At 61.8% G+C, this 19,978-nt stretch carries 17 protein-coding genes; 9 read left to right on the forward strand and 8 right to left on the reverse strand.

Annotation, left to right across the window (positions count from 1 at the left end):
• Positions 1-38: 38 nt before the first annotated feature.
• Positions 39-917 (forward strand): tyrosine-type recombinase/integrase, encoded by an 879-nt coding sequence (locus ABD919_RS10500; RefSeq protein ID WP_345235956.1) that lies wholly within the window; start codon positions 39-41, stop codon positions 915-917.
• Between the two features lie 127 nt (positions 918-1,044).
• Positions 1,045-1,344, forward strand: coding sequence for a ribosome hibernation-promoting factor, HPF/YfiA family (gene hpf / locus ABD919_RS10505; protein WP_345235957.1), 300 nt, complete (start codon positions 1,045-1,047; stop codon positions 1,342-1,344).
• Positions 1,345-1,489: 145 nt separating this feature from the next.
• Here the strand turns inward: hpf and metK are convergent, their stop codons facing one another.
• A complete protein-coding gene (gene metK, locus ABD919_RS10510; protein ID WP_345235958.1) occupies positions 1,490-2,752 on the reverse strand; it encodes a methionine adenosyltransferase in 1,263 nt (420 codons plus the stop codon).
• A 333-nt stretch (positions 2,753-3,085) separates the two neighbouring features.
• Between metK and ABD919_RS10515 the strand changes: the two genes are divergently transcribed.
• Positions 3,086-3,928 (forward strand): phosphatase PAP2 family protein, encoded by an 843-nt coding sequence (locus ABD919_RS10515; protein WP_345235959.1) that lies wholly within the window; start codon positions 3,086-3,088, stop codon positions 3,926-3,928.
• A gap of 89 nt (positions 3,929-4,017) precedes the next feature.
• Here the strand turns inward: ABD919_RS10515 and ABD919_RS10520 are convergent, their stop codons facing one another.
• Both ABD919_RS10520 and ABD919_RS10525 read right to left on the reverse strand, forming a co-directional pair.
• A complete protein-coding gene (locus ABD919_RS10520; RefSeq protein ID WP_345235960.1) occupies positions 4,018-5,226 on the reverse strand; it encodes a class I SAM-dependent methyltransferase in 1,209 nt (402 codons plus the stop codon).
• Between the two features lie 29 nt (positions 5,227-5,255).
• A complete protein-coding gene (locus ABD919_RS10525; protein WP_345235961.1) occupies positions 5,256-5,855 on the reverse strand; it encodes a hypothetical protein in 600 nt (199 codons plus the stop codon).
• Between the two features lie 150 nt (positions 5,856-6,005).
• Between ABD919_RS10525 and ABD919_RS10530 the strand changes: the two genes are divergently transcribed.
• Together ABD919_RS10530 and ahcY are read left to right on the forward strand one after the other, a co-directional pair.
• Entirely contained in the window at positions 6,006-6,782 is a 777-nt protein-coding gene (locus ABD919_RS10530) for a DUF4397 domain-containing protein (RefSeq protein WP_345235962.1), read from the forward strand.
• A 118-nt stretch (positions 6,783-6,900) separates the two neighbouring features.
• Positions 6,901-8,220, forward strand: a complete 1,320-nt coding sequence (gene ahcY / locus ABD919_RS10535) for an adenosylhomocysteinase (protein ID WP_345235963.1) — start codon at positions 6,901-6,903, stop codon at positions 8,218-8,220.
• Between the two features lie 165 nt (positions 8,221-8,385).
• Here the strand turns inward: ahcY and ABD919_RS10540 are convergent, their stop codons facing one another.
• Entirely contained in the window at positions 8,386-9,177 is a 792-nt protein-coding gene (locus ABD919_RS10540) for a tetratricopeptide repeat protein (RefSeq protein WP_345235964.1), read from the reverse strand.
• Positions 9,178-9,229: 52 nt separating this feature from the next.
• Positions 9,230-10,267 (reverse strand): LLM class flavin-dependent oxidoreductase, encoded by a 1,038-nt coding sequence (locus tag ABD919_RS10545; protein ID WP_345235965.1) that lies wholly within the window; start codon positions 10,265-10,267, stop codon positions 9,230-9,232.
• Between the two features lie 130 nt (positions 10,268-10,397).
• Here ABD919_RS10545 and ABD919_RS10550 point away from each other — a divergent pair, with 130 nt between their 5' ends.
• The gene (locus tag ABD919_RS10550) at positions 10,398-12,860 is read left to right on the forward strand and encodes a S9 family peptidase (protein ID WP_345235966.1); all 2,463 of its coding nucleotides are present in this window, start codon (positions 10,398-10,400) and stop codon (positions 12,858-12,860) included.
• Positions 12,861-13,070: 210 nt separating this feature from the next.
• Here ABD919_RS10550 and ABD919_RS10555 read toward each other — a convergent pair whose 3' ends face one another.
• The 3 genes from ABD919_RS10555 to ABD919_RS10565 all read right to left on the reverse strand — a co-directional run bounded on the left by ABD919_RS10555 (position 13,071) and on the right by ABD919_RS10565 (position 17,524).
• A complete protein-coding gene (locus ABD919_RS10555) occupies positions 13,071-15,299 on the reverse strand; it encodes a prolyl oligopeptidase family serine peptidase (protein ID WP_345235967.1) in 2,229 nt (742 codons plus the stop codon).
• Between the two features lie 73 nt (positions 15,300-15,372).
• Complete coding sequence (locus ABD919_RS10560; protein ID WP_345235968.1) at positions 15,373-16,410, reverse strand: hypothetical protein; 1,038 nt, start codon at positions 16,408-16,410, stop codon at positions 15,373-15,375.
• A 115-nt stretch (positions 16,411-16,525) separates the two neighbouring features.
• Positions 16,526-17,524, reverse strand: a complete 999-nt coding sequence (locus ABD919_RS10565) for a sugar phosphate nucleotidyltransferase (RefSeq protein ID WP_345235969.1) — start codon at positions 17,522-17,524, stop codon at positions 16,526-16,528.
• A gap of 211 nt (positions 17,525-17,735) precedes the next feature.
• Here ABD919_RS10565 and ABD919_RS10570 point away from each other — a divergent pair, with 211 nt between their 5' ends.
• From ABD919_RS10570 to ABD919_RS10580, 3 genes are all read left to right on the forward strand, one after another.
• A complete protein-coding gene (locus ABD919_RS10570) occupies positions 17,736-18,314 on the forward strand; it encodes a LemA family protein (protein WP_345235970.1) in 579 nt (192 codons plus the stop codon).
• A 134-nt stretch (positions 18,315-18,448) separates the two neighbouring features.
• Positions 18,449-18,907 carry a TPM domain-containing protein gene (locus ABD919_RS10575; protein WP_345235971.1) on the forward strand — a complete coding sequence of 153 codons (459 nt, stop codon included), beginning with the start codon at positions 18,449-18,451 and terminating at the stop codon, positions 18,905-18,907.
• Positions 18,904-19,776: a TPM domain-containing protein gene (locus ABD919_RS10580; protein WP_345235972.1), complete on the forward strand. Its 873-nt coding sequence runs from the start codon at positions 18,904-18,906 to the stop codon at positions 19,774-19,776. The genes ABD919_RS10575 and ABD919_RS10580 overlap by 4 nt, the downstream gene beginning before the upstream one ends.
• Positions 19,777-19,978: the final 202 nt, after the last annotated feature.

Here is a 19,978-nt window from a genome sequence, read left to right on the forward strand (position 1 = left end):
ATGCCCGGCCGGACGGTCGGGCATTTTTTGTTGCTGGTATGGAGGCCTTTTTCGATTTTCTGCGATTTGAGCGGCGCTACAGTCCGCACACCGTTATATCGTACCAAACCGACCTGGGGCAATTTTCCGCTTACCTGAAGTCGGCTCACGACCTGGCGGAACCAGCCCAGGCCACCCACCACCTTATCCGGGGCTGGGTGGTGGAGCTGATGGAGCAGGAGCTGGACCCGCGCACCGTAAACCGCAAGGTGGCCTGCCTGCGCTCCTACTATAAGTTTCTGCTGCGGAACGGGCAGATTGCCAGCAACCCCATGCTGCGCATCAAGGCCCCTAAAATGGCCAAGAAGCTGCCCGAGTTTGTGGCCGAGGATGCCCTCAATGGCCTGCTCAACAACTTTGCGTTCACGGAAGACTTTGCCGGGCGGCGCGACCAGCTGGTGCTGGAGCTGCTTTATGGCACGGGAATCCGCTTGTCGGAGCTTATCGGCATCATGCCCGACGACCTCAGCCTGCCCGGCCGCACGGTGCGCGTAACGGGCAAGGGCAACAAGCAGCGCATTGTGCCGCTCAATCCTTCGCTGCTGCTGGTGCTGGAGCGCTACCTGGCCTGCCGGGCCCGGGAGTTTGGGCCGGTAGCCGGCCCGCTGCTACTCACCGATAAGGGCGAGCCCATGTACGAGAAGTTTGTGTACCGCACGGTGAAGCACTACCTGGGCCAGATTACCACCTCGGCCGCCCAGCAGCACCCGCATGCCCTGCGCCACGCCTTTGCCACCCACCTGCTGGGCAAGGGCGCCGACCTGAACTCCATTAAGGAGCTGCTGGGCCATGCCAGCCTGGCGGCCACGCAAGTGTACACGCACTTATCCGTGGAGCGCCTTAAATCCGTATTCGACCAGGCTCATCCGAGAGCTTGACAAGTTACCAGTGAGCAATGAGCAGCAACCGATAAATGGAGAGGCAAACACCTCACAGGTTCCGGTCGGCAACTGTCCGTTTCCCGCTGATTTTTATCCATCCACTTTCTTACCAACCCATCCACACATGAAAGTACAGATGCATTCGGTGCACTTCGACGCCGACAAGAAGCTGCTTGATTTCATTCAGCAACGCCTGAATAAGCTGGAAACCTTTTATAGTAAAGTGACCGAGGGCGAGGTTATCCTGCGCCTCAACAACAAAGACGGCATTGAGAACAAGACCGTGGAGATAAAGCTGCTGGTACCCGGCAGCACCTTGTTCAGCCAGGAAGACGCCGCCTCGTTCGAAGCCGCTGCCGACGCCGCCGCCGACAGCCTACGGCGTCAGATCACCCGGTATAAAGAAAAGACCCTCAGCCACTAAGATTTTGACTGATGGCACATGGCTGTTGGCTAATGGCTTTCGGTTAACGTAATAAATCTAAAACGCCCCGCCTGAGACATCAGGTGGGGCGTTTTCTTTATCAGGCAGCTATCAGCCATCAGCTAAAAGCCATGAGCCAAATAACCTACAAGCCAAACTCGGCAATAATCTGGGGCACGTAGTCGAGCTTTTCCCAGGTGAAGGTCTCGAAGGTTTTTACTTCGCCGTCGTTCATGGTTACCTGCACGGTGCCGGGCTGGCGGCCCATGTGGCCGTAGGCGGCCGTTTGGGCGAAGATGGGGTTCTGCAGGCCCAGGCGCTGCACAATGGCGTAGGGGCGCAGGTCGAACAGCTTGTTTACTTTCTCGGCAATCTGCCCGTCGGTGAGGGGCTGGCCGTTGCTGCCCACGGCCTTGGTGGTGCCGTAGGTGGTTACGAACACGCCCACGGGCTGGGCCACGCCAATGGCGTAGGCTACCTGCACCAGCGCCTGCTCGGCCACGCCGGCCGCTACCAGGTTCTTGGCAATGTGGCGGGCCGCGTAGGCTGCCGAGCGGTCGACCTTGGACGAGTCCTTGCCCGAGAAGGCACCGCCGCCGTGGGCGCCCTTGCCGCCGTAGGTGTCGACGATGATTTTGCGGCCGGTCAGGCCGGAGTCGCCGTGGGGGCCGCCGATGACGAACTTACCGGTGGGATTGATGTGGTAGGTAATCTGGTCGGTGAAGAGCTTTTGCACTTCCTCGCCCAGGCCGGCTACTACGCGGGGAATGAGAATGGTTTTGATGTCGGCCTTAATCCGGTCGAGCATCACCTGCTCCTTGGCGTCGAACTCGTCGTGCTGGGTGCTCACCACGATGGTATCGATGGCCTCGGGGCGGTGGTCGTCGGAGTAGCGGATGGTAACCTGGCTTTTGGCGTCGGGGCGCAGGTAGGTCATCTCCCGGCCTTCTTTGCGGATGGCCGACAGCTCGCGCAGCAGGCGGTGCGACAAGTCCAGGGCCAGGGGCATGTAGTTGGCCGTTTCGTGGCTGGCGTAGCCGAACATCATGCCCTGGTCGCCGGCGCCCTGCTCCTCGGCATTCTGGCGCTCCACGCCCTGGTTGATGTCGGGCGACTGCTCGTGCAGACGGTTCATCACCTCGCAGGTTTCGGCGTTGAACAGGTACTCGGGCTTGTTGTAGCCGATGCGGCGAATGGTGGCACGCACGATGGGCTCGGCATCGACGCGGGCCGAAGACTTGATTTCACCGGCAACGAGGGCGAAGTCAGTCGTGACGAGGGTTTCGCAGGCTACTTTGGAGCTGGGGTCCTGGCGCAGGTACTCGTCGAGGATAGCGTCTGAAATCTGGTCGGCAACTTTATCAGGATGGCCTTCCGAAACCGATTCGGAGGTGAACAGATACGGCATTGAATGCGGAAAAGGGCGAAATACAAAAAACGCAAACCGCCCGCCTGGCCGAAGCCGGCGGGCGGGCGCAGCACAAAACTACGGAAATCAGGCAAAAGCCCGGCAATGCGAAGCATGCCGAACTCAAGAAAGCCCGAATAAGGCGGCATTAAGCCACATAATATCAAATGATAACAGCTTAGAGCGGAAAACCCGGGCTCCGCTGCCGTGGCCGGCCGGAGCGCCGGCATAAAACCTGCCGGGCGCAGACGAGCTGCCTGCCGCGGCCAACCGCTGTTGCAGGCCCTGCGTAAACGAGCCACCGAGGGATATTTTCCATCTCAACTATTATCAATGAAACTATTTATTCAACGCATTACCCGTCAGCTTTTCCTGCTGGCGGGTCTGGGAGCTTTGACTTTGCCTGCCCAGGCCCAGCAAGCACCTTCCCCCTACCAGACCAGCTTTAAAAAAGACGGCCTTATTACCCTGGGGCTGGCCGGCGTCAATACGGCGGGCCTGCTGCTGATACGCGGCAAAACCGGCCTCAGCGAGGCGGAAGTGCTGGCCATCCGCAAAGAGGACGTTAACGGGTTCGACCGGTTTTCGGCCGGCTGGTACGACGAAGATGCCCGTACCGTGAGCGACTACATCTTTGCCGGGTCGCTGGTGGGTACCCCTATTTTTCTGGCACTGAATAAAGGCACCCGGGCGCGGTATGGGCAGCTGGCCGGATTGTACGTGCAGACGGTGGCCTCCACCGGGGCCATTTTCACCATGGCCGCAGGTACAGTGTACCGGCAGCGCCCCCTCACCTACAGCAGCGAGGCCTCCATCACCGAGCGGCGCCGGCAGAACGCGACCAACTCGTTTTTTGCAGGCCATACCGCCACTACGGCCGCCGCAACCTTCTTCGCGGCTAAGGTTTACAACGACTTCTACCCCGACTCCCGGGCCCGCCCGGTGGTGTGGGCCACGGCCGCCGCTATTCCCGCCGCCGTGGGCTACTACCGCCTCAAGGCCGGCAAGCACTTTCTGTCCGACAACCTGCTGGGCTATGCCGTGGGGGCAGCATCGGGCATCCTGGTGCCGCATTTCCACAAAACCAACCGGGGTGGTACGTCACTGGTGCCTATTCAGGGCTTCACACCCAATGGCTACAGCTATGGTGGTCTGCAGCTAACCCATCAGCTATAGCCACCTTTGGAACGAGTTAAAAGTTGAGAGTTAAAAGTTGAAAACGGTTGTGCTTTTTAACTTCTAACTCTCAGCTTTTAACTTATACATCAGCTTTCATCCGCACTCAGGTCGGCTTTCTCGCACACCAGCACCATGAGCCGGCCGCGAAGGTCGGTGGTGGCAAAGAGGTAGACGTGGCCGCCCTCGCGGATGCCGGTGCGGCGGCGGAAGTCGGCCACTGAATCGGGAAAGTTGCGGGTGGTAACGTGGGCGCGGGCTTCGGGGCCCAGGTGGGCCTTGAGGGCGGCGCCATCGGCTTTCTCCACGGCCAGCACCCGGAAGATGCGGCCGGGGAAGTCGGGGCGCAGCGTGTCGGAGGTGTAGAGGTGGCTGTGCTGGTGCAGCTTCAGCAGCTCGAAGGCCGTGCCGATGCTGCGGAAGGCCCCGGCTTTGAGCACGGCCGCGTTGGGCTCGTAGAGAAACTGCTGGGGCTCGGCGTAGCGCGGGGTAGCGCGGGCCTCGCGGGCCCGGTTGAGGCGAAACTCGTGCTGGCTGCCGTCGCGGCGCAGGTTGATGGCGTAGCGCTCGGGGTCTACCGCTGCTTCCTGGCCCAGCTCGTACAGCACCTCCTTGCACTCGTTGTCGACGGCCAGCACCCAGAGGCGGCGCACGTGGCCCAACTCCAGGATGGCCTGCTCAATGTCGAGCATAGGCGAAGTCTTGAGCAGCACCTTATCAGCCTTGTGCAGCAGCAAGGGCAGCATCTTGATTACGTCGGGCTCGCAGTCCTGGAAGCGGAAGGTTTTGCGGGCGGCCGTGTCGCGCCGGGCCGGGTCGAGGTACAGCCAGTCGAAGTGCCCGGGCTCGGCTTTGAGGAAAGCCAGGGCGTCGGCGTGGTGCACGGTCACGTTGGCAATACCCAACTGCTCGAGGTTGTACTTCACTACGGCTGATAGCCGGGCGTCGCGCTCTACATAGTCGACCCGGGCTACGCGCTGCGCGAAGGCGGCTGTGTCGGCCCCGAAGCCGCCGGTGAGGTCGGCCAGGCGCTGCCCGCTTACCAGCGAAGCTTTAAACTCGGCGGTGCGCGTGGAGGAGGCCTGCTCTACGGAAAGGGCCGGTGGGAAAATCAGGTCGGGGTTGTCGGCCCACTCGGGCAGCTTGGTGCGGGCCTTCTGGCGGGCCTGAATCTGGCGCACCAGCTCGGGCACGGGCAGGCCGGGGTGGCGGCGGGCCTGCAGGGCCAGGTGGGCGGGGTCGTCGTGCAAGTGGGCCGCCACGTAACGCCGGGCTGCCTCGGGCAAAGGAAAGTCCATGAACCAGCCTATACGGAAAAACGATGCATTTAGCGCAAATTCCAGCGCAGGGCCAGCAAGGGCTGCCCGGTGGCGGTGCTGCCGAAGCCCACGGCACTGGGTTGCAGGCGGTGCCAGAGTGCTCCCTGGCCTTTGCCGGCGTTGTACGACTGCACAGCCCGCTGCAGGTGCTCGTTGGTGCTGCGGTTGATGAAGACCGTGCTAATCAGGCTGGCGGCAAACACCCCAGCCGCCACCTTCTGAGCATCGCCGAAGTACTGCGGAAACTTGCCGGCGGCAAACACCTGCTGCCCATAGACCGCCACGGCGCCTACGGCCAGAATGCGGTTGGCCAGAAAAAGAGTTTTCTGGCGCTTGTAGTCGCCGAGGTGGTTTAGTGCGTCCTGATTGCCGGCCAGGTAAGGACGCAGCTTCTGCCCGAAAAAACCGGCATTCTGGTAGTTGTCGCCGGTCACGCCGGGCGGCAGAAAGTAGAAGTTGTGCTGGTGCCCGTTGTGCCCCCGCTGGGCATCTTCCGCCGACAAGCGGATGGTGGCCGGGGCCTGCTGCGCAGCCGCGCTTCCGCCCAGGCTAAGGAAAAACAAAAGAGCCGCGGCCTTACGCGTGAGCGGCTGGAAATAATAGGACATCCCACAAAGATAAAGCCCCCGCATCAGCAGCTAAAGGACTGTTATCAAAACATAACTCAGCGGCGAGGCTAACCATAGGCGGGCAACCTTCGTTCAGAATGCGGAGGCATGAGTCAGGCCTTCGTAATCAACTTCCTTTCCATCCTTCTTATGAGCTTATCCGCTTTTTTCCGGCACTCGCTGCTACTTGCCGTGCCGGCTGTACTCGCCTTTAGTGGCTGCTCCAAAAAAGACGAGCCGGCTCCCACGCCTGTGCCCGACCAGGGACGCATCATGTTTGTTAATGCCGCACCCAACGTGAACGTTGCGGCTAAAATGCAGGTCGATGAAGTCGAAAAAGCTTCGCTTACCTATGGGCAAACAACCAACTATCAGACCCTCAATGCCGGCGCGCGTACGCTGAAGGTGGTGGGCGGCACCACAACGCTGGTGACCCAGATGGCTACCATTGAAAAAGATAAGAGCTACTCGTTTTTCGTGTACAACCCGGGCACATCCAACGCCTCGGCGGGTTTGCTGGTGAACGACGACCTGACTGCGCCGGCAACCACACCCGCCCCCGCTAAGGCCAAAGTTCGCCTGGTACACCTGGGGCAGGGATTGGGAACAGTGAACGGGCAAGGCACGGCCGTACCCATTAACCTGAGCGAAGCCCAGACCGTGGGCTATGCCGACCGCATTCCCAACGTGGCGTTTGGTTCGGCTTCCAGCTTCCTGGAAATCAACGCGGGAACGTTCAACCTGGCAATTACCACCGGCGCAGCGCCTACCAACACGTTTCAGTTTAACGTAGGCGACGGCTCGGGCTCGGGTATGGGTACCAAGAACTACGAAGCGGGAAAAATCTACACCATTCTGGTGCGCGGGGCCGAAAGCAACCTCGACAACAGCTTAAAGCCCAAAGCCTACGTGTTGACCCACAATTAAGGCTGGCTTTCCGGAAGCAGCAAGCCCGGGCCAACAGGCCCGGGCTTTTTTGTGCCTGCCCGCGAACAAATTGAGTATCTTTGGGGTTGAAACACGACACAATTAATTAAATCCCATCATGGTGGAAACCACGACGAAAACCTACGTTCCGTACAAAGTAAAGGACATGAGCCTGGCCGAGTGGGGCCGCAAGGAAATCCGTCTCGCCGAGGCCGAGATGCCCGGCCTGATGAGCCTGCGCGCCGAGTACGGCCCGAGCAAGCCGCTGGCGGGCGCTCGCATTGCCGGCTGCCTGCACATGACCATCCAGACCGCCGTGCTCATCGAGACGCTGATTGAGCTGGGCGCCGAGGTGACGTGGTCGTCGTGCAACATCTTCTCGACCCAGGACCACGCCGCCGCGGCCATTGCCGCCGCTGGCATCCCCGTGTATGCCTGGAAAGGCATGAACGAGGAGGAGTTTAACTGGTGCATCGAGCAAACCATCTGGTTTGGCGAGGAGCGCCAGCCCCTGAACATGATTCTCGACGACGGCGGCGACCTCACCAACATGGTGCTCGACCAGTTCCCCGAGCTGGCCGCCGGCATCAAAGGTGTATCGGAAGAAACCACCACCGGCGTGCTGCGCCTCTACGAGCGGGTGAAGCAGGGCACGCTGCCCTTCCCCGCCATCAACGTTAACGACTCGGTAACGAAGTCGAAGTTCGACAATAAGTATGGCTGCAAAGAGTCGGCGGTGGATGCTATTCGCCGGGCTACCGACGTGATGATGGCTGGTAAAGTTGCGGTAGTAGCCGGCTACGGCGACGTAGGAAAAGGCACTGCCGCCTCGCTGCGCGGCGCCGGCGCCCGCGTTATCGTAACCGAGATTGACCCCATCTGCGCCCTGCAGGCGGCCATGGACGGCTACGAGGTGAAGCGCATGGAAAATGCCATTCCGCGTGCCGACATCGTCATCACCACCACCGGCAACTGCGACATCGTGCGCGAAGAGCATTTCCGCGCCCTGCGCGACAAAGCCATTGTCTGCAACATCGGCCACTTCGACGATGAAATCGACATGGCCTGGCTAAACAAAAACTACGGGCACACCAAGGACACGGTGAAGCCCCAGGTTGACCTGTACAACATCGACGGCAAAGAGGTAATCATCCTCGCTGAAGGCCGCCTCGTGAACCTGGGCTGCGCCACCGGCCACCCCTCGTTCGTGATGTCGAACTCGTTCACCAACCAGACCCTGGCCCAGCTGGAGCTGTGGATGAACGCCGACAAGTACGAAAACCAGGTGTACACCTTGCCCAAGCACCTCGACGAGAAGGTGGCCCGCCTGCACCTCGCCAAAATCGGCGTGGAGCTCGACGAGCTGTCGCCCAAGCAGGCCGACTACATCAAAGTGCCGGTGGAAGGTCCGTTCAAGTCGGACCTGTACCGCTACTAGGAGCACGGATTAGCGCGGATTTTAGCGGATTTCACGGATTTTGTGCACGGCGCGAACGTGAAAGCGTAAGCTTCCTAAAAAAGGCCACCTGATTGGGTGGCCTTTTTTTGTGGGGCTGGCTGCAGTCTATGAGTAGCCATGACTGCGGGCTGATGGCAAAGCAAACTACCGTTTCGGCTGTGCGGGGCGAGAGGGGGCTTTGAGGGGCGGCTTCACTTTGGCAGGTAGCTGGAATTGCTTTACGTACTGGTTTTTCGGGAATCGCCGTAGGGTTTCAGCGTAGTAGAACCGGTACAGTTCACGGTCATTGAGGTGGTAGAAGCTTTCCGTCAGGTAGCTGAGTAGCTCCTCGAACAAAGGGGTATGCTCGTATTCTTGCGGATTGGCAGCGGCCATAAACTGCGCCATGTTGCGAATGGCGGCGGGCCAATTGCCCAAGTCCAGGTGGAGGGTTGCCATCTTCCAGTAGGCGTCTGCAAACCAGGCGTCGACCGTCAGCACGGAGTCGGCTGCCGGTCCGGCCTGGTTGAGCTGCGTCATCAATCGCGCGTAGAGTGGATAAGCGCGTTCCCTGTCCCCGGCCCGGTACAGGGAACGCGCCAGCTGGTACACCACAAAGGGGTTGTTGGGCTCGGTGCGGGCAGCTTCTTTCAGGAGGTTGACGGCCTCGGAATACTGGCCCGCGTCGTAGGCCTCCTCCGAAGCAATGATTCTCATGCCGAACCGTACCGAGCGCACCAGGGGCTTACTCTGTTCATAGCCGATAATCTGGCCGGCCGCCACGGCATTGCCCACCCGTAGCGTAGTGTCAAAATCAACGTGTACTACGTTGAACGTGTTGTACCCCGGGGGGACCACTTTGTAGTCGCCGTAGCGCTGGTAGCGCGTCTGAGCCAGACCGTTCCCCGCTAACAACAGGTTGCTTAACAGAACCAGCAGGGAAAAATAATGGCACATAACAGAACGGAGCAGGCGACGCATAATATTACTACAACTCTGCCTACTTGGGTTAAACCTCAGCCAGCGCTGCCCGCACGGCCGGAGCCACCTCTGTGCCCAGCAACTCCACGGAGCGCAGCACGCTCTCGTGGGAAATACCCTCAATAACCAGCTGGGCCAGAAAGCGGGTGTTTTTGAACAGCTTTTTATGGTACAGCAGCTTGTCGATAATATCCTGGGGGCTGCCCACCAGCAGCGGGCCCTGGGGGCCGCAGAGGTAATCGAAGTGGCGGCGGTCCATGGGCGACCAGCCCCGCTCGCGGCCGACGCGGTTCATGAGCTGGGAGTAGGGCGGGAAAAACTCGTCGCGGGCCAGCTGGGCGGTTTCGGCCAGGTGGAGGTGGCAGTTGATGGCCAATTGCAGCCCGGCTACGTTGTGGCCAGCGCTTTGGGCGGCCTCGCGGTATAGCTCCGTGAATGGTACATACTGGGCCGGCGCGCCACCCAGGATGGCAATGGTAAGCGGCAGCCCCAGCTTGCCGGCCCGCACCACCGAGGCCGGCGTGCCGCCCACACCAATCCAGATGGGCAGCTTTTCCTGTAGCGGCCGTGGGTACACACCCTTTTCGCTGAAGGAAGGCCGGTGCTTGCCCTGCCAGCTCAGCACCTCGCTTTCGTTTATTTTAAGCAGCAGCTGCAGCTTTTCCGCGAACAGGGCGTCGTAGTCCTGCAGGTCGTGGCCGAAGAGCGGGAACGACTCGATAAAGGAGCCGCGCCCGGCCAGAATCTCGGCCCGGCCGCCGGAAATCAAATCCACGGTGGCGAAGTTCTGGAAGGTGCGCACCGGGTCGGCGGAGCTGAGCACGGTGACGGCGCTGGACAGGCGGATGTTCTTCGTAACAGCGGCCACGGCGGCCAGAATGACCTCGGGGGCGGAGATGATGAAGTCGGGGCGGTGGTGCTCGCCGAGGGCTAGCACGTCGAGGCCGGTTTCATCGGCCAGCCGGGCCAGGGCCAGCAGCTCCTGCATGCGCTGGGCCGCGGCCTGGTCGTGGCCGGCTACGTGGGCGGGCGCTACTTCACCGAATGAGCTGATTCCGATTTGCATGGGAAACGGGTTAAAAAATTAAAGGCGGGAAACCTGACCGGAGTTAAATAGTTTTTTGCCCGGTGCAACCGCCTGCTTTGGCCTGCTCCATTCTCCGTTCTTGTTCTATACTGCCCAAGTAGCTTTGTTGATGCGCAAAATCTATTTCCTAAGCCTGCTGGCCACCGCTGGCCCTGCACTTGCCCAAGCTCCGCCAGCGCCAGCCGGCAGCCTGGCCCCGCTTACCGTCGAGAAAATCATGCGCGACCCGGCGCAGTGGCTGGGCACCTCGCCCTCGAACGTGTACTGGGGTGAAGATGGGCGCCGGATTTTCTTCAGCTGGAACCCCAGCAGGGAGCGGCGCGACTCGCTGTACCAGGTGGCGCCCACGGGCACGGCAGTCCCGCAAAAGGTAAGCCTGCCGGAGCAGCGCCGGCTGCCGGCCAGCGGCGGGGAATATGACGAAGCCTACACCCGCAAGGTGTATGAGCGCGACGGCGACATTTACCTGGTAGACTTGAAAAGCGGGAAAATCCGGCGCGTGACCAATACCAGTGAGCGGGAAACCAGCCCGGCGTTTGCCCTGCAGGATAAGCTGGTGAGCTACGTGCGCGCCCAGAACCTGTATACCTGGGACCCCGCCACCGGCGAAACCACCCAGCGCACCGACTTCCGCAAAGGCAGCAAGCCACCCGGCCCCGTGCCCACCGACAAGGCCGAGCGCTACCTGCGGGCCCAGCAGCTGGCCCTGTTCGACGTGGTGCGGCTGCGGGAGCAAGACCGGCAGGCGCGGGAGCGGCAGCAGAAAGCCCTGGCCCGGCTGCAGCCCAAAGGCATTTACCTGGGCACCCAGGCCGTAACCAACCTGCAGCTGAGCCCCGACGGCCGCTACGTAACCTACACGCTGCTGCAGGAGCCGGCCACGACCAAGGTGGCGCTGGTGCCCAGCTTCGTCACGGTCTCCGGCTTTACTGAGGACATATCAACCCGCACCAAGGTGGGCGCAAGCCAGACGGCCTACGAGCTTGGTATCTACGATATTGCCCGCGACACCACCTTCGTGCTGGGCTACAAGGAGCTGAAGGGCCTCGACGAGCTGCCGGCTTACCGCAAGGAGTATCAGCTGCCCGCCAAAGCTCCCATGCCAGCCGACTCGGCCAAGGCATCGGCTGATAAAAAGACGAAGCCCGCCACCGGGCAGCGCCGCGTGCAGCCCTTTGGCCCGTACTGGTCGACCGACGGGCAGCGGGCCTTCCTGGTGATGCGCGCGGCTGATAACAAGGACCGCTGGATTGTAGCTCTGGACCCGGCCACCCAGAAAATCAGCCTGCTCGACCGGCAGCACGACGACGCCTGGATTAGCGGGCCAGGCATCGGCAACGGGCCGGGCAACGTGGGCTGGCTGCCTGATAATCGCCGGGTGTGGTTTCAGAGCGAGGAAACCGGCTACAGCCACCTCTACACCGTGGACGTGACCAACGGCCAGAAACAGGCGCTGACCAGCGGCAAGTTCGAGATTCAGCGGGCCCAGCTCAGCCGCGACCGCAAGACCTGGTACATCTCGGCCAACGCCACCCACCCCGGTGAGCAGCACTTCTACCACCTGCCCCTGAACGGCGGCGCCCTCCGGCAAATCACCACCCGGCCCGGCGCGCACGAAGTGGAAGTGTCGCCCGACGGCCGCACGCTGGCTGTGCGCTACAGCTACGCCAACAAGCCCTGGGAGCTGTACGTGATGGACAACAAGCCCGGCGCCAAGATGCGGCAGCTGACCCACAGCACCACCCCCGAGTTTGAAAGCTACCCCTGGCGCGAACCCGAAATCATTACCATCAAGGCCCGCGACGGGGCCGACGTATACGCCCGCCTCTACCGCCCGGCTGCTGCCGCGGCGCAGGGCCCCGCAGTGGTGTTCGTTCACGGCGCGGGCTACCTGCAAAATGCCCACAAGTGGTGGAGCTCCTACTTCCGCGAGTACATGTTCCACAACCTGCTGGTGGATAAAGGCTACACCGTGCTCGACATCGACTACCGCGGCTCGGCCGGCTACGGGCGCGAGGTGCGCACGGGCATCTACCGCTACATGGGCGGCAAGGACCTCACCGACCAGGTCGACGGCGCCAAAATGTTGACCGAGAAGTACGGCGTCAGTCCGCAGCGCATTGGCATCTACGGCGGCTCCTACGGCGGCTTTATCACGCTCATGGCCATGTTCACGCAGCCCGAGGTGTTCCGGGCCGGGGCCGCGCTCCGCTCCGTGACCGACTGGGCCCACTACAACCACGGCTATACCGACAACATCCTCAATGAGCCCTACAACGACTCCATTGCCTACGCCCGCTCGTCGCCCATCAACTTCGCCAGCGGCCTGAAAGGAGCCCTGCTCATGTGCCACGGCATGGTGGATACCAACGTGCACTTCCAGGACATCGTGCGCCTTTCCCAGCGCCTCATCGAGCTGAAAAAAGAAAACTGGGAGCTGGCCGTGTATCCCGTAGAAGACCACGCCTTCGTGGAGCCTTCTTCCTGGACGGATGAATACAAGCGCATTCTGAAACTGTTTGAGACCAACCTGCAGCCGCCGGCGGGGGGGAGGGGCTCCGGGGGGCAGTGATTATCTATCCGGCGCCGAAAACCTCACCCCTGGCCCTCTCTCCAAAAGAGAGGGGGAGCCTGTTTCGACGGCTCTTTTTAGTTAGTTAAAAGTTAAAAGTGAAGAGTTAAAAGGTTGTTCTGCCTTTTAACTCTTCACTTTTAACTTTTAACTCGGCATCCGCTCCCCTCTCCACCGGAGACGGGCCGGGGGTGAGGTGACGAGGCCAGCCTACTTCACCACCGGCGTCACGCCCATATTAGCGAAGCAGAAGCTCCACACGTCGGCCCATTCCTCAATCTGCAGCTTGGTGCTTTTGCCGGCGCCGTGGCCGGCGTTCACGTCGATGCGAATGAGCTGGGGGCGGGGGCCGGTGTTGGCGGCCTGCAGGGCAGCGGCGAACTTGAAGGAGTGGGCCGGCACCACCCGGTCGTCGTGGTCGGCTGTGGTTATCATGGTGGCCGGGTAGGCGGCGGGGCGCAGGTTGTGCAGGGGTGAGAACTTATACAGGTTTTCAAACTGCTCCTGGTTGTCGGAGGTGCCGTACTCGGGGGCCCAGTTCCAGCCGATGGTGAAGGCGTGGTAGCGTAGCATGTCGAGTACGCCCACGGCGGGCAGGGCCACCTGGCAGAGGTCGGGGCGCTGCGTCATGGTGGCGCCCACGAGCAGACCGCCGTTGGAGCCGCCGGCAATGGCCAGGTGCCCGGCGTCGGTGTAGTTGTGCGTTTTCAGGTATTCGGCGGCGGCGATGAAGTCGTCGAACACGTTCTGCTTGTGGGGCGTCATGCCGGCTTTGTGCCAGGCCTCGCCGTACTCGCCGCCCCCGCGCAGGTTGGGCACGGCCAGGATGCCGCCGCTTTCCAGCCACAGCATGCGCGCCACCGAGAAGCCTGGCGTCAGGCTCACGTTGAAGCCGCCGTAGGCGTAGAGGTAGGTGGGGTTTTTGCCGTCCAGCTTCAGCCCTTTTTTGTGGACAATGAACATCGGCACTTTCGTGCCGTCCTTGGACTTATAGAACACCTGCGTGGTTTCGTAGTCGGCCGGGTTTACATCCACTTTCGGGGCCCTAAACACCGTGCTGGTGTTGGTGCCGATGTCGTACTTGTAGATGGTGGTGGGGTAGGTGAACGACGTAAACGCATAGTACGTAGCCTTGTCGGCGCGGCGCCCGCCGAAGCCGCTGGCCGTACCAATGGCGGGCAGGCTCACGTCGTGCAGAAACTTGCCCTGCTCGGTGTACACCTTCACCTGGGAGCTGGCGTCGTGCAGGTAGTTGGCAATGAGGTGGCCGCCCACCTGGCTGATGCCTTCGAGCTTGTTGGCGGTTTCGGGCAGCACTTCGGTCCAGTTGGCTTCCTGCGGCTTTTTCGGGTCAATGCGGACCAAGCGATAGTTGGGTGCTTTGTAGTTGGTGTACACCAGCACGGCGTCGCCCACGCTGCCAATCACGCTGTTGTCGTGCTCGTAGGAGCTTACCAGGGTGGTCCACTTGCCGGCCTGTTTGGCGTCGCGCAGGTCGCGCACCAGCAGGCGGTTGCCGTCCGACTTGCCATCGGTGAGGTAGAGGCTCAGGAACCGCTCATCTTCGGTGGCCGCGGCAATGCGGAAGCCCAGGGCCATTTTGGGGTCTTCGTATACCAGCTTATCGGCGCTCTGGGGCGTGTTCAGCTGGTGGTAGTACACCTTGTGGTACTCGTTTTTGCCAGCCAGGCTGTTCTCGCCGGCTTTGGGTGTGTCGTAGCGGCTGTAGTAGAAGCCGTTCTTCACCCAGGAAAGACCGGAAACCTTCACCCAGCTCAGCTCCTCGGGCAAGTCCTGGCCGGTTTTCAAATCCAGAATTTTCACCCGCTGCCAGTCGGAGCCGCCCCCGCTCAGGGAGTAAGCCAGGTAGCGGTGGTCGGCGCTGAACTCCAGGGCGGCCAGGGCGGTGGTGCCCTCAGCCGAAAAGGTGTTGGGGTCGAGCAGCACCTGGGCTTCGGCTTTCCCCCGTTGAATGTACACCACGGGCTGGTTCTGCAGGCCGTCGTTGCGGCTGTACACCAGGGCCTCGCCCACCTGTTCGGGTATGCCGTACCGCTCGTAGTTCCACATGGTGGTGAGCCGCTGCCGGATTTTGTCGCGGAAGGGAATCTGGCTCAGGTAGCCAAAGCTGACTTCGTTCTGGGCCGTCACCCACTGCTTGGTTTCGGGCGAGTCCAGCTCTTCGAGCCAGCGGTAAGGGTCGGGCACCCGGGTGCCGAAGTAGGTGTCGACGTGGTCGGATTGACGGGAAGCAGGGTAGTTCACGGGCAGGGGAAGTAAGGCGGCTGCCGGCACGGGGCGGCTGGGCGCTTCGTTTTCGGCGGTAGTAATCTCCGTTACGGCAGCTTTGGCCGGCAGGGTATTGCGGGGCGGCGACGACGTGGCCCGGCAGGCCGCAATGGCCAAAAGAAGCGCAGGAAGCAGCTGGGCGTTTTTCATAGCAGCGGTAACGCGGAATTTCATTCCGCGCACTGGAACAGATTCGTCAGCAAAACTCAACTTCGCATTACACCTATTCGGGCAGGTTACTGCTGCCTTCTTCCCCTTGTTCCTTCACCGCCGCGGCCACCAGCTCGGGCAGCTGGGCCCGCAGCCAGCGCAGCTCCTCGTCCATGCGCTGGCTTACGAGGCGCTCTACTTCCAGGCGCTGGGCGGGGGTAAGGTGGTCGGGTAGGGGAGCGGGCGTCGCAGGCCGGTCTTCGCTGGCAGCCAATACCAGGGCCTCGGCGCGCTTCACGCGGGCGGCAGAGTCGGTAATGGCGGCGTTGGCCTGCTCGGCGGCGGTTTTGGCGGCGGCCGCGGCGTGGGTGGCCGTCAGGGTTTCGCGGCGCTGCTGCCGGCGCCACTGCCCCAGCGTCACGCGCAGCATCACGTACAGCACCAGGCTGAGAATGCCCAGAATCAGGGCCAGGGGCGCGGCAAAGCGGTTGAGCAGGCTCTCGGTGGTTTCTGGATTCTGGTTGCGGGCTGCTGGTTGAGCGGCGTCCCTGGCAGCGGCGGCCTGGGCTTCGGCTGCTTCGGCGGGCCCGGGGGCAGCAAAGCCGGTGCCGGCCGTGGTATCGGGCGCTTCGGGCGTCATGGCTGCGGCTACGTCGCCCAGTGGGGTGCCGCTCACAGCGTAGTCGGTGAGGGCCTTTTGCAGGGCAGCCAGCCGCTGCAGGCGGGCCGGGTCGCGGCGCCGGGCCGGTGAGCTTTGCAGCTTCTTAATGATGGCCTGTGTCAGGGCCTGCAAGCGGGCCGGGTTGTCTTTCTTGCCCTGGTAGATGTTGCTTTTCTCCTCAATGGGCGCGTACAGCAGGCTATACACCCGCAGGCTATCGGGCCGGATGCTGGCCGCGAGGGCCGACAAATCCGCGCCGCTGCACTGCACCGTGCTTTTGAGGTTAGGCCGGCCCGCGTCGTCGTACACGAAGCGCACCGTGGCGCACCAGATTTGCACCTTGGACTCTTCCAGCGAAGGCTGGCCCAGGGGCGTCTGGGCAGTGGTAGCGGGGCCGGACAGGAGCAGGACGCAAGCCAGCACCCCGGCCAGCAGAAATCGAAAATTCATGGGCAGCGCAATTTTAGCCGGAAAGTACGCCAGGAAGTGCGTAGTGCAGAATTCCGCGGTTGTGCTTTGTCGGCTAAGCAGTGCAGCAGATAGAGCACCCAGCCCCTGTCATTGCTTAGCTGTAGTCAATCTCCGTATTATCCCCAATATTCAGCGAGTGGTTCATGCCCCGGAACGAGGCATCCGAGCCCACGATACAGTCGTGCATCACGGCCGAGCGCAGCTCGGAGTAGGAGCCGATGATGGAGTCGCTGAGAATGGTGTTCTGGATAATGGTTTTGTCGCCGATGGCTACGTTGGGGCCGATGATGGAGTGAGAGATGCGGCAGCCGCGCCCAATGCTTACGGGCGGAATAATCACCGCGTCCGGAAACTCGGGGTACTCGCGGCGGTCCAGAAACTCGGGTTGGTTGAGCAGGCGGGCGTTGGCTTCGAGCAGCGACTCCTTGCGGCCGCAGTCAAACCAGTTGTCGACGGGGCAGGTGGTCATGGCCTCGCCTTCCTCGATGAGGCGCATCAGCGCGTCGGTGAGCTGAAACTCGTCGTGGGTGCGCTGCTCGGTGGCCATGAGCCACTCCAGGGCCTGGGCCAGCTTCTCGGGGAAAGCCAGCTTGTACAAGCCCACCATGGCGTAGTTCGACTTAGGAATCTTGGGCTTCTCCACCACCTTGCTCACCCGTCCGTGCTGGGTTTCGACGATGCCGAACAGGGTGGGGTTCTTCACCTCCTTCACGGCCAGCACCGAGCCGGGCGTATTCAGCAGCTCGGCCAGGTCTACGTCCACGATGGTGTCGCCGAGCATGATGAGCACGCCCTCGGGGTCGTGGCGAAACTGTTCGCGGGCCAGCCACAGGGCGTGGCCCAGCCCCTCGCGGGGCTCCTGCAGCACGAAGGTGGCCTGCAGGTCGGGGTACTGTTTGCGCACGTAGTCCACGATTTTGTCGCCCAGGTAGCCCACAATAAACACGAAGTCGGTGAGCCCGGCGGCGCGCATGCGGTCGATGATGTGGCCCAGGATGGTGTTGCCAGCCACCGGCACCAGGCTTTTGGGCTGGGTGTGGGTGTGCGGGCGGAGGCGCGACCCGATGCCGGCCACAGGAATAACAGCTTTCACTTCTTACGCTTCGCTTAATGAGGAATGAAGAATGAGAAGGACGAATAATCCTGCTCCATCCTTCGGTCTGCTAATTACGGCTTTTTAGGCTTCTCACAACTGACGAGGCGCATCTGCGTACCTTTCGCCGGGTGCGCAGCCTAACCGCTTACCCTGGATAAGGTTGGGCTCCCGTTCCTGATTCTTCATTCCCATTTTCCACATTCACCCAATGAAACGCCTTCTCTTTTACTTCGCCTGCCTGCTGCTGCTGCTCACCCAGTCGTCCTGCGGCTACAACGGCATGGTCGAGCGCGACCAGAAAGTTAAACAGTCCTGGGGCATGGTGCAGAGCCAGTATCAGCGCCGCGCCGACCTCATTCCCAACCTGGTGCGCACCGTGCAAGGTGCTGCCAAGCAGGAGCAGACCACCCTCACCAGCGTAATGGAAGCCCGGGCCAAAGCCACCAGCGTGCAGCTCTCGGCCGACCAGCTCACGCCCGAAAACCTGCAGCGCTTCCAGCAGGCCCAGAGCCAGCTGTCGGCAGGGCTGGGCCGCCTGCTGGCCGTGTCGGAAAATTACCCCGAGCTGAAAACCAACGCCAACTTCCAGGAGCTGCAGGCTCAGCTCGAAGGCACCGAAAACCGCATTACCGTGGCCCGCGACAACTTCAACGCTTCGGTGAACGACTACAACACCTTTACCCGGCGCTTCCCCAACAACCTGTTTGCCGGCATGTTCGGCTTCCAGCCCAAAGGCTACTTCGAAGCCGAAGCCGGCTCCAACAAGGCCCCCACGGTACAGTTTTAGTTGAGTTATGAGTTATGAGTTATGAATTATAAGGTCCGGCAGGGCAGCGCCTTGCTCCTTGTAGTTCATAACTCATCGAATGAGAATGGTCTGAGCCATAACTCATAACTCATAACTCATAATTCATAACTCGCATGACTTCCCCCCTTACTCCCGCCCAGGACGCCGCGCTGGTGGCGGCCATTCAGCAGGCCGAGGTTACCACTTCGGGTGAAATCCGGGTGCACCTGGAGGATACCTGCCCCACGCCCGAGCCCCTGGACCGCGCCGCCCAGGTGTTTGCCGAGCTTGGCATGCACAAAACGGCCCAGCGCAACGGCGTGTTGTTTTACCTGGCCTGGCAGAGCCGGCAGTTTGCCGTGATTGGCGATGCGGCCATCAATGCCGCCGTGCCCGACGACTTCTGGGAAGCCACCAAGGAGGCGGTGCTGGCCCAGTTCCGGCGCGAGAACTACGTGGCCGGCCTGGAAAAAGGCATTAAGCTGGTGGGCGAGCAGCTGCAGCGCTACTTCCCCTACGACAAGGCCACCGACCAGAACGAGCTCGACGACGCCATTTCTTTTGGCACCCCAACGCCACCGGTAAGCCCATGAGTACGCACGTGCTAATGTTCGGCCCCGCGCAGCCAGGTGCCCCGTCCCGACACCTTTCTCCTGCCTGGCGCAGCGTGCTCCTGCTGCTGCTCTGGCTGCCAGCGCTGCTGGCCCAGGGCCAGAACGTGCCGCCACGTCCCAGCCCGCCGCGCCTGGTAAACGACCTGGCCGGCCTGATGCAGGCGGGGGAGGCCGATGCGCTGGAGCGCAAGCTGGTGGCGTATAACGACAGCACATCCTCACAAATCGCCGTGGTGACGGTGCCCAGCATGGGCGGCGACGAAATTGCCAGCTACGCCCAGCGCCTTTACCAAAGCTGGGGCATTGGGCAGGCCGGCAAGAACAACGGCATCCTGGTGCTGGTGGCCAAAGAGGAGCGCACGGCCCGTATTCAAACCGGCTACGGCCTGGAAGGAGCCGTGCCCGACGCCATTGCCAAGCGCATCATCAGCAATACGCTGGTGCCGGCTTTCCAGCAGGGGCAGTACTACGGGGGCCTGGACCGCGCCACCGACCAGCTCATTGCCCTGGCCAAAGGCGAGTACAAGGTAGACCCCAAAGATGTAGTAGGTGGCCGCAGCCGCGCCAGCCGCGACAGCAGCGGCTCGGGCTGGACGTTCTGGCTCATTATTGGCGTGCTGGTGCTGTTCTTCATTCTGCGCAACCGGGGTGGGGGCGGCGGCGGACGCCGCAACCGGGGCTTTGGCGGCGGCTTTATGCCGCCCATCATCTTCGGCGACTTCGCCGGCGGCCGCGGCACCTTCGGTGGCGGGGGCGGCTTCGGTGGCGGATTTGGTGGGGGCGGTGGTGGCTTCGGCGGCTTTGGCGGCGGCAGCAGCGGCGGTGGCGGCGCCAGCGGCAACTGGTAGGCCATACTCCGTAACAAGGAATAACCCCGGGGCATAGCACCGGGGTTTTTTCTGCCTTATCCGGTGGCAAGCAGGGAGAAGCAGAATCGGCATGCCTGAGTCCGCCCACTGGAAAGGCGGTTAGCTATTAACATTGTTGTAACACTGTGCCCGCTGACGGGCAGGCCTATAAAGTGCCTGCCCAATATGCCCGCATTATCTT

Origin of the sequence: Hymenobacter saemangeumensis, assembly GCF_039541835.1 — a bacterium.
Taxonomy (GTDB): domain Bacteria; phylum Bacteroidota; class Bacteroidia; order Cytophagales; family Hymenobacteraceae; genus Hymenobacter; species Hymenobacter saemangeumensis.

Coding starts and splice junctions, on each gene's coding strand:
- ABD919_RS10500 (WP_345235956.1), top strand. CDS start 39: ATGGAGGCCTTTTTCGATTTTCTGCGATTTGAGCGGCGCTACAGTCCG.
- hpf (WP_345235957.1), top strand. CDS start 1,045: ATGAAAGTACAGATGCATTCGGTGCACTTCGACGCCGACAAGAAGCTG.
- metK (WP_345235958.1), bottom strand. CDS start 2,752: ATGCCGTATCTGTTCACCTCCGAATCGGTTTCGGAAGGCCATCCTGAT.
- ABD919_RS10515 (WP_345235959.1), top strand. CDS start 3,086: ATGAAACTATTTATTCAACGCATTACCCGTCAGCTTTTCCTGCTGGCG.
- ABD919_RS10520 (WP_345235960.1), bottom strand. CDS start 5,226: ATGGACTTTCCTTTGCCCGAGGCAGCCCGGCGTTACGTGGCGGCCCAC.
- ABD919_RS10525 (WP_345235961.1), bottom strand. CDS start 5,855: ATGTCCTATTATTTCCAGCCGCTCACGCGTAAGGCCGCGGCTCTTTTG.
- ABD919_RS10530 (WP_345235962.1), top strand. CDS start 6,006: ATGAGCTTATCCGCTTTTTTCCGGCACTCGCTGCTACTTGCCGTGCCG.
- ahcY (WP_345235963.1), top strand. CDS start 6,901: ATGGTGGAAACCACGACGAAAACCTACGTTCCGTACAAAGTAAAGGAC.
- ABD919_RS10540 (WP_345235964.1), bottom strand. CDS start 9,177: ATGTGCCATTATTTTTCCCTGCTGGTTCTGTTAAGCAACCTGTTGTTA.
- ABD919_RS10545 (WP_345235965.1), bottom strand. CDS start 10,267: ATGCAAATCGGAATCAGCTCATTCGGTGAAGTAGCGCCCGCCCACGTA.
- ABD919_RS10550 (WP_345235966.1), top strand. CDS start 10,398: ATGCGCAAAATCTATTTCCTAAGCCTGCTGGCCACCGCTGGCCCTGCA.
- ABD919_RS10555 (WP_345235967.1), bottom strand. CDS start 15,299: ATGAAAAACGCCCAGCTGCTTCCTGCGCTTCTTTTGGCCATTGCGGCC.
- ABD919_RS10560 (WP_345235968.1), bottom strand. CDS start 16,410: ATGAATTTTCGATTTCTGCTGGCCGGGGTGCTGGCTTGCGTCCTGCTC.
- ABD919_RS10570 (WP_345235970.1), top strand. CDS start 17,736: ATGAAACGCCTTCTCTTTTACTTCGCCTGCCTGCTGCTGCTGCTCACC.
- ABD919_RS10575 (WP_345235971.1), top strand. CDS start 18,449: ATGACTTCCCCCCTTACTCCCGCCCAGGACGCCGCGCTGGTGGCGGCC.
- ABD919_RS10580 (WP_345235972.1), top strand. CDS start 18,904: ATGAGTACGCACGTGCTAATGTTCGGCCCCGCGCAGCCAGGTGCCCCG.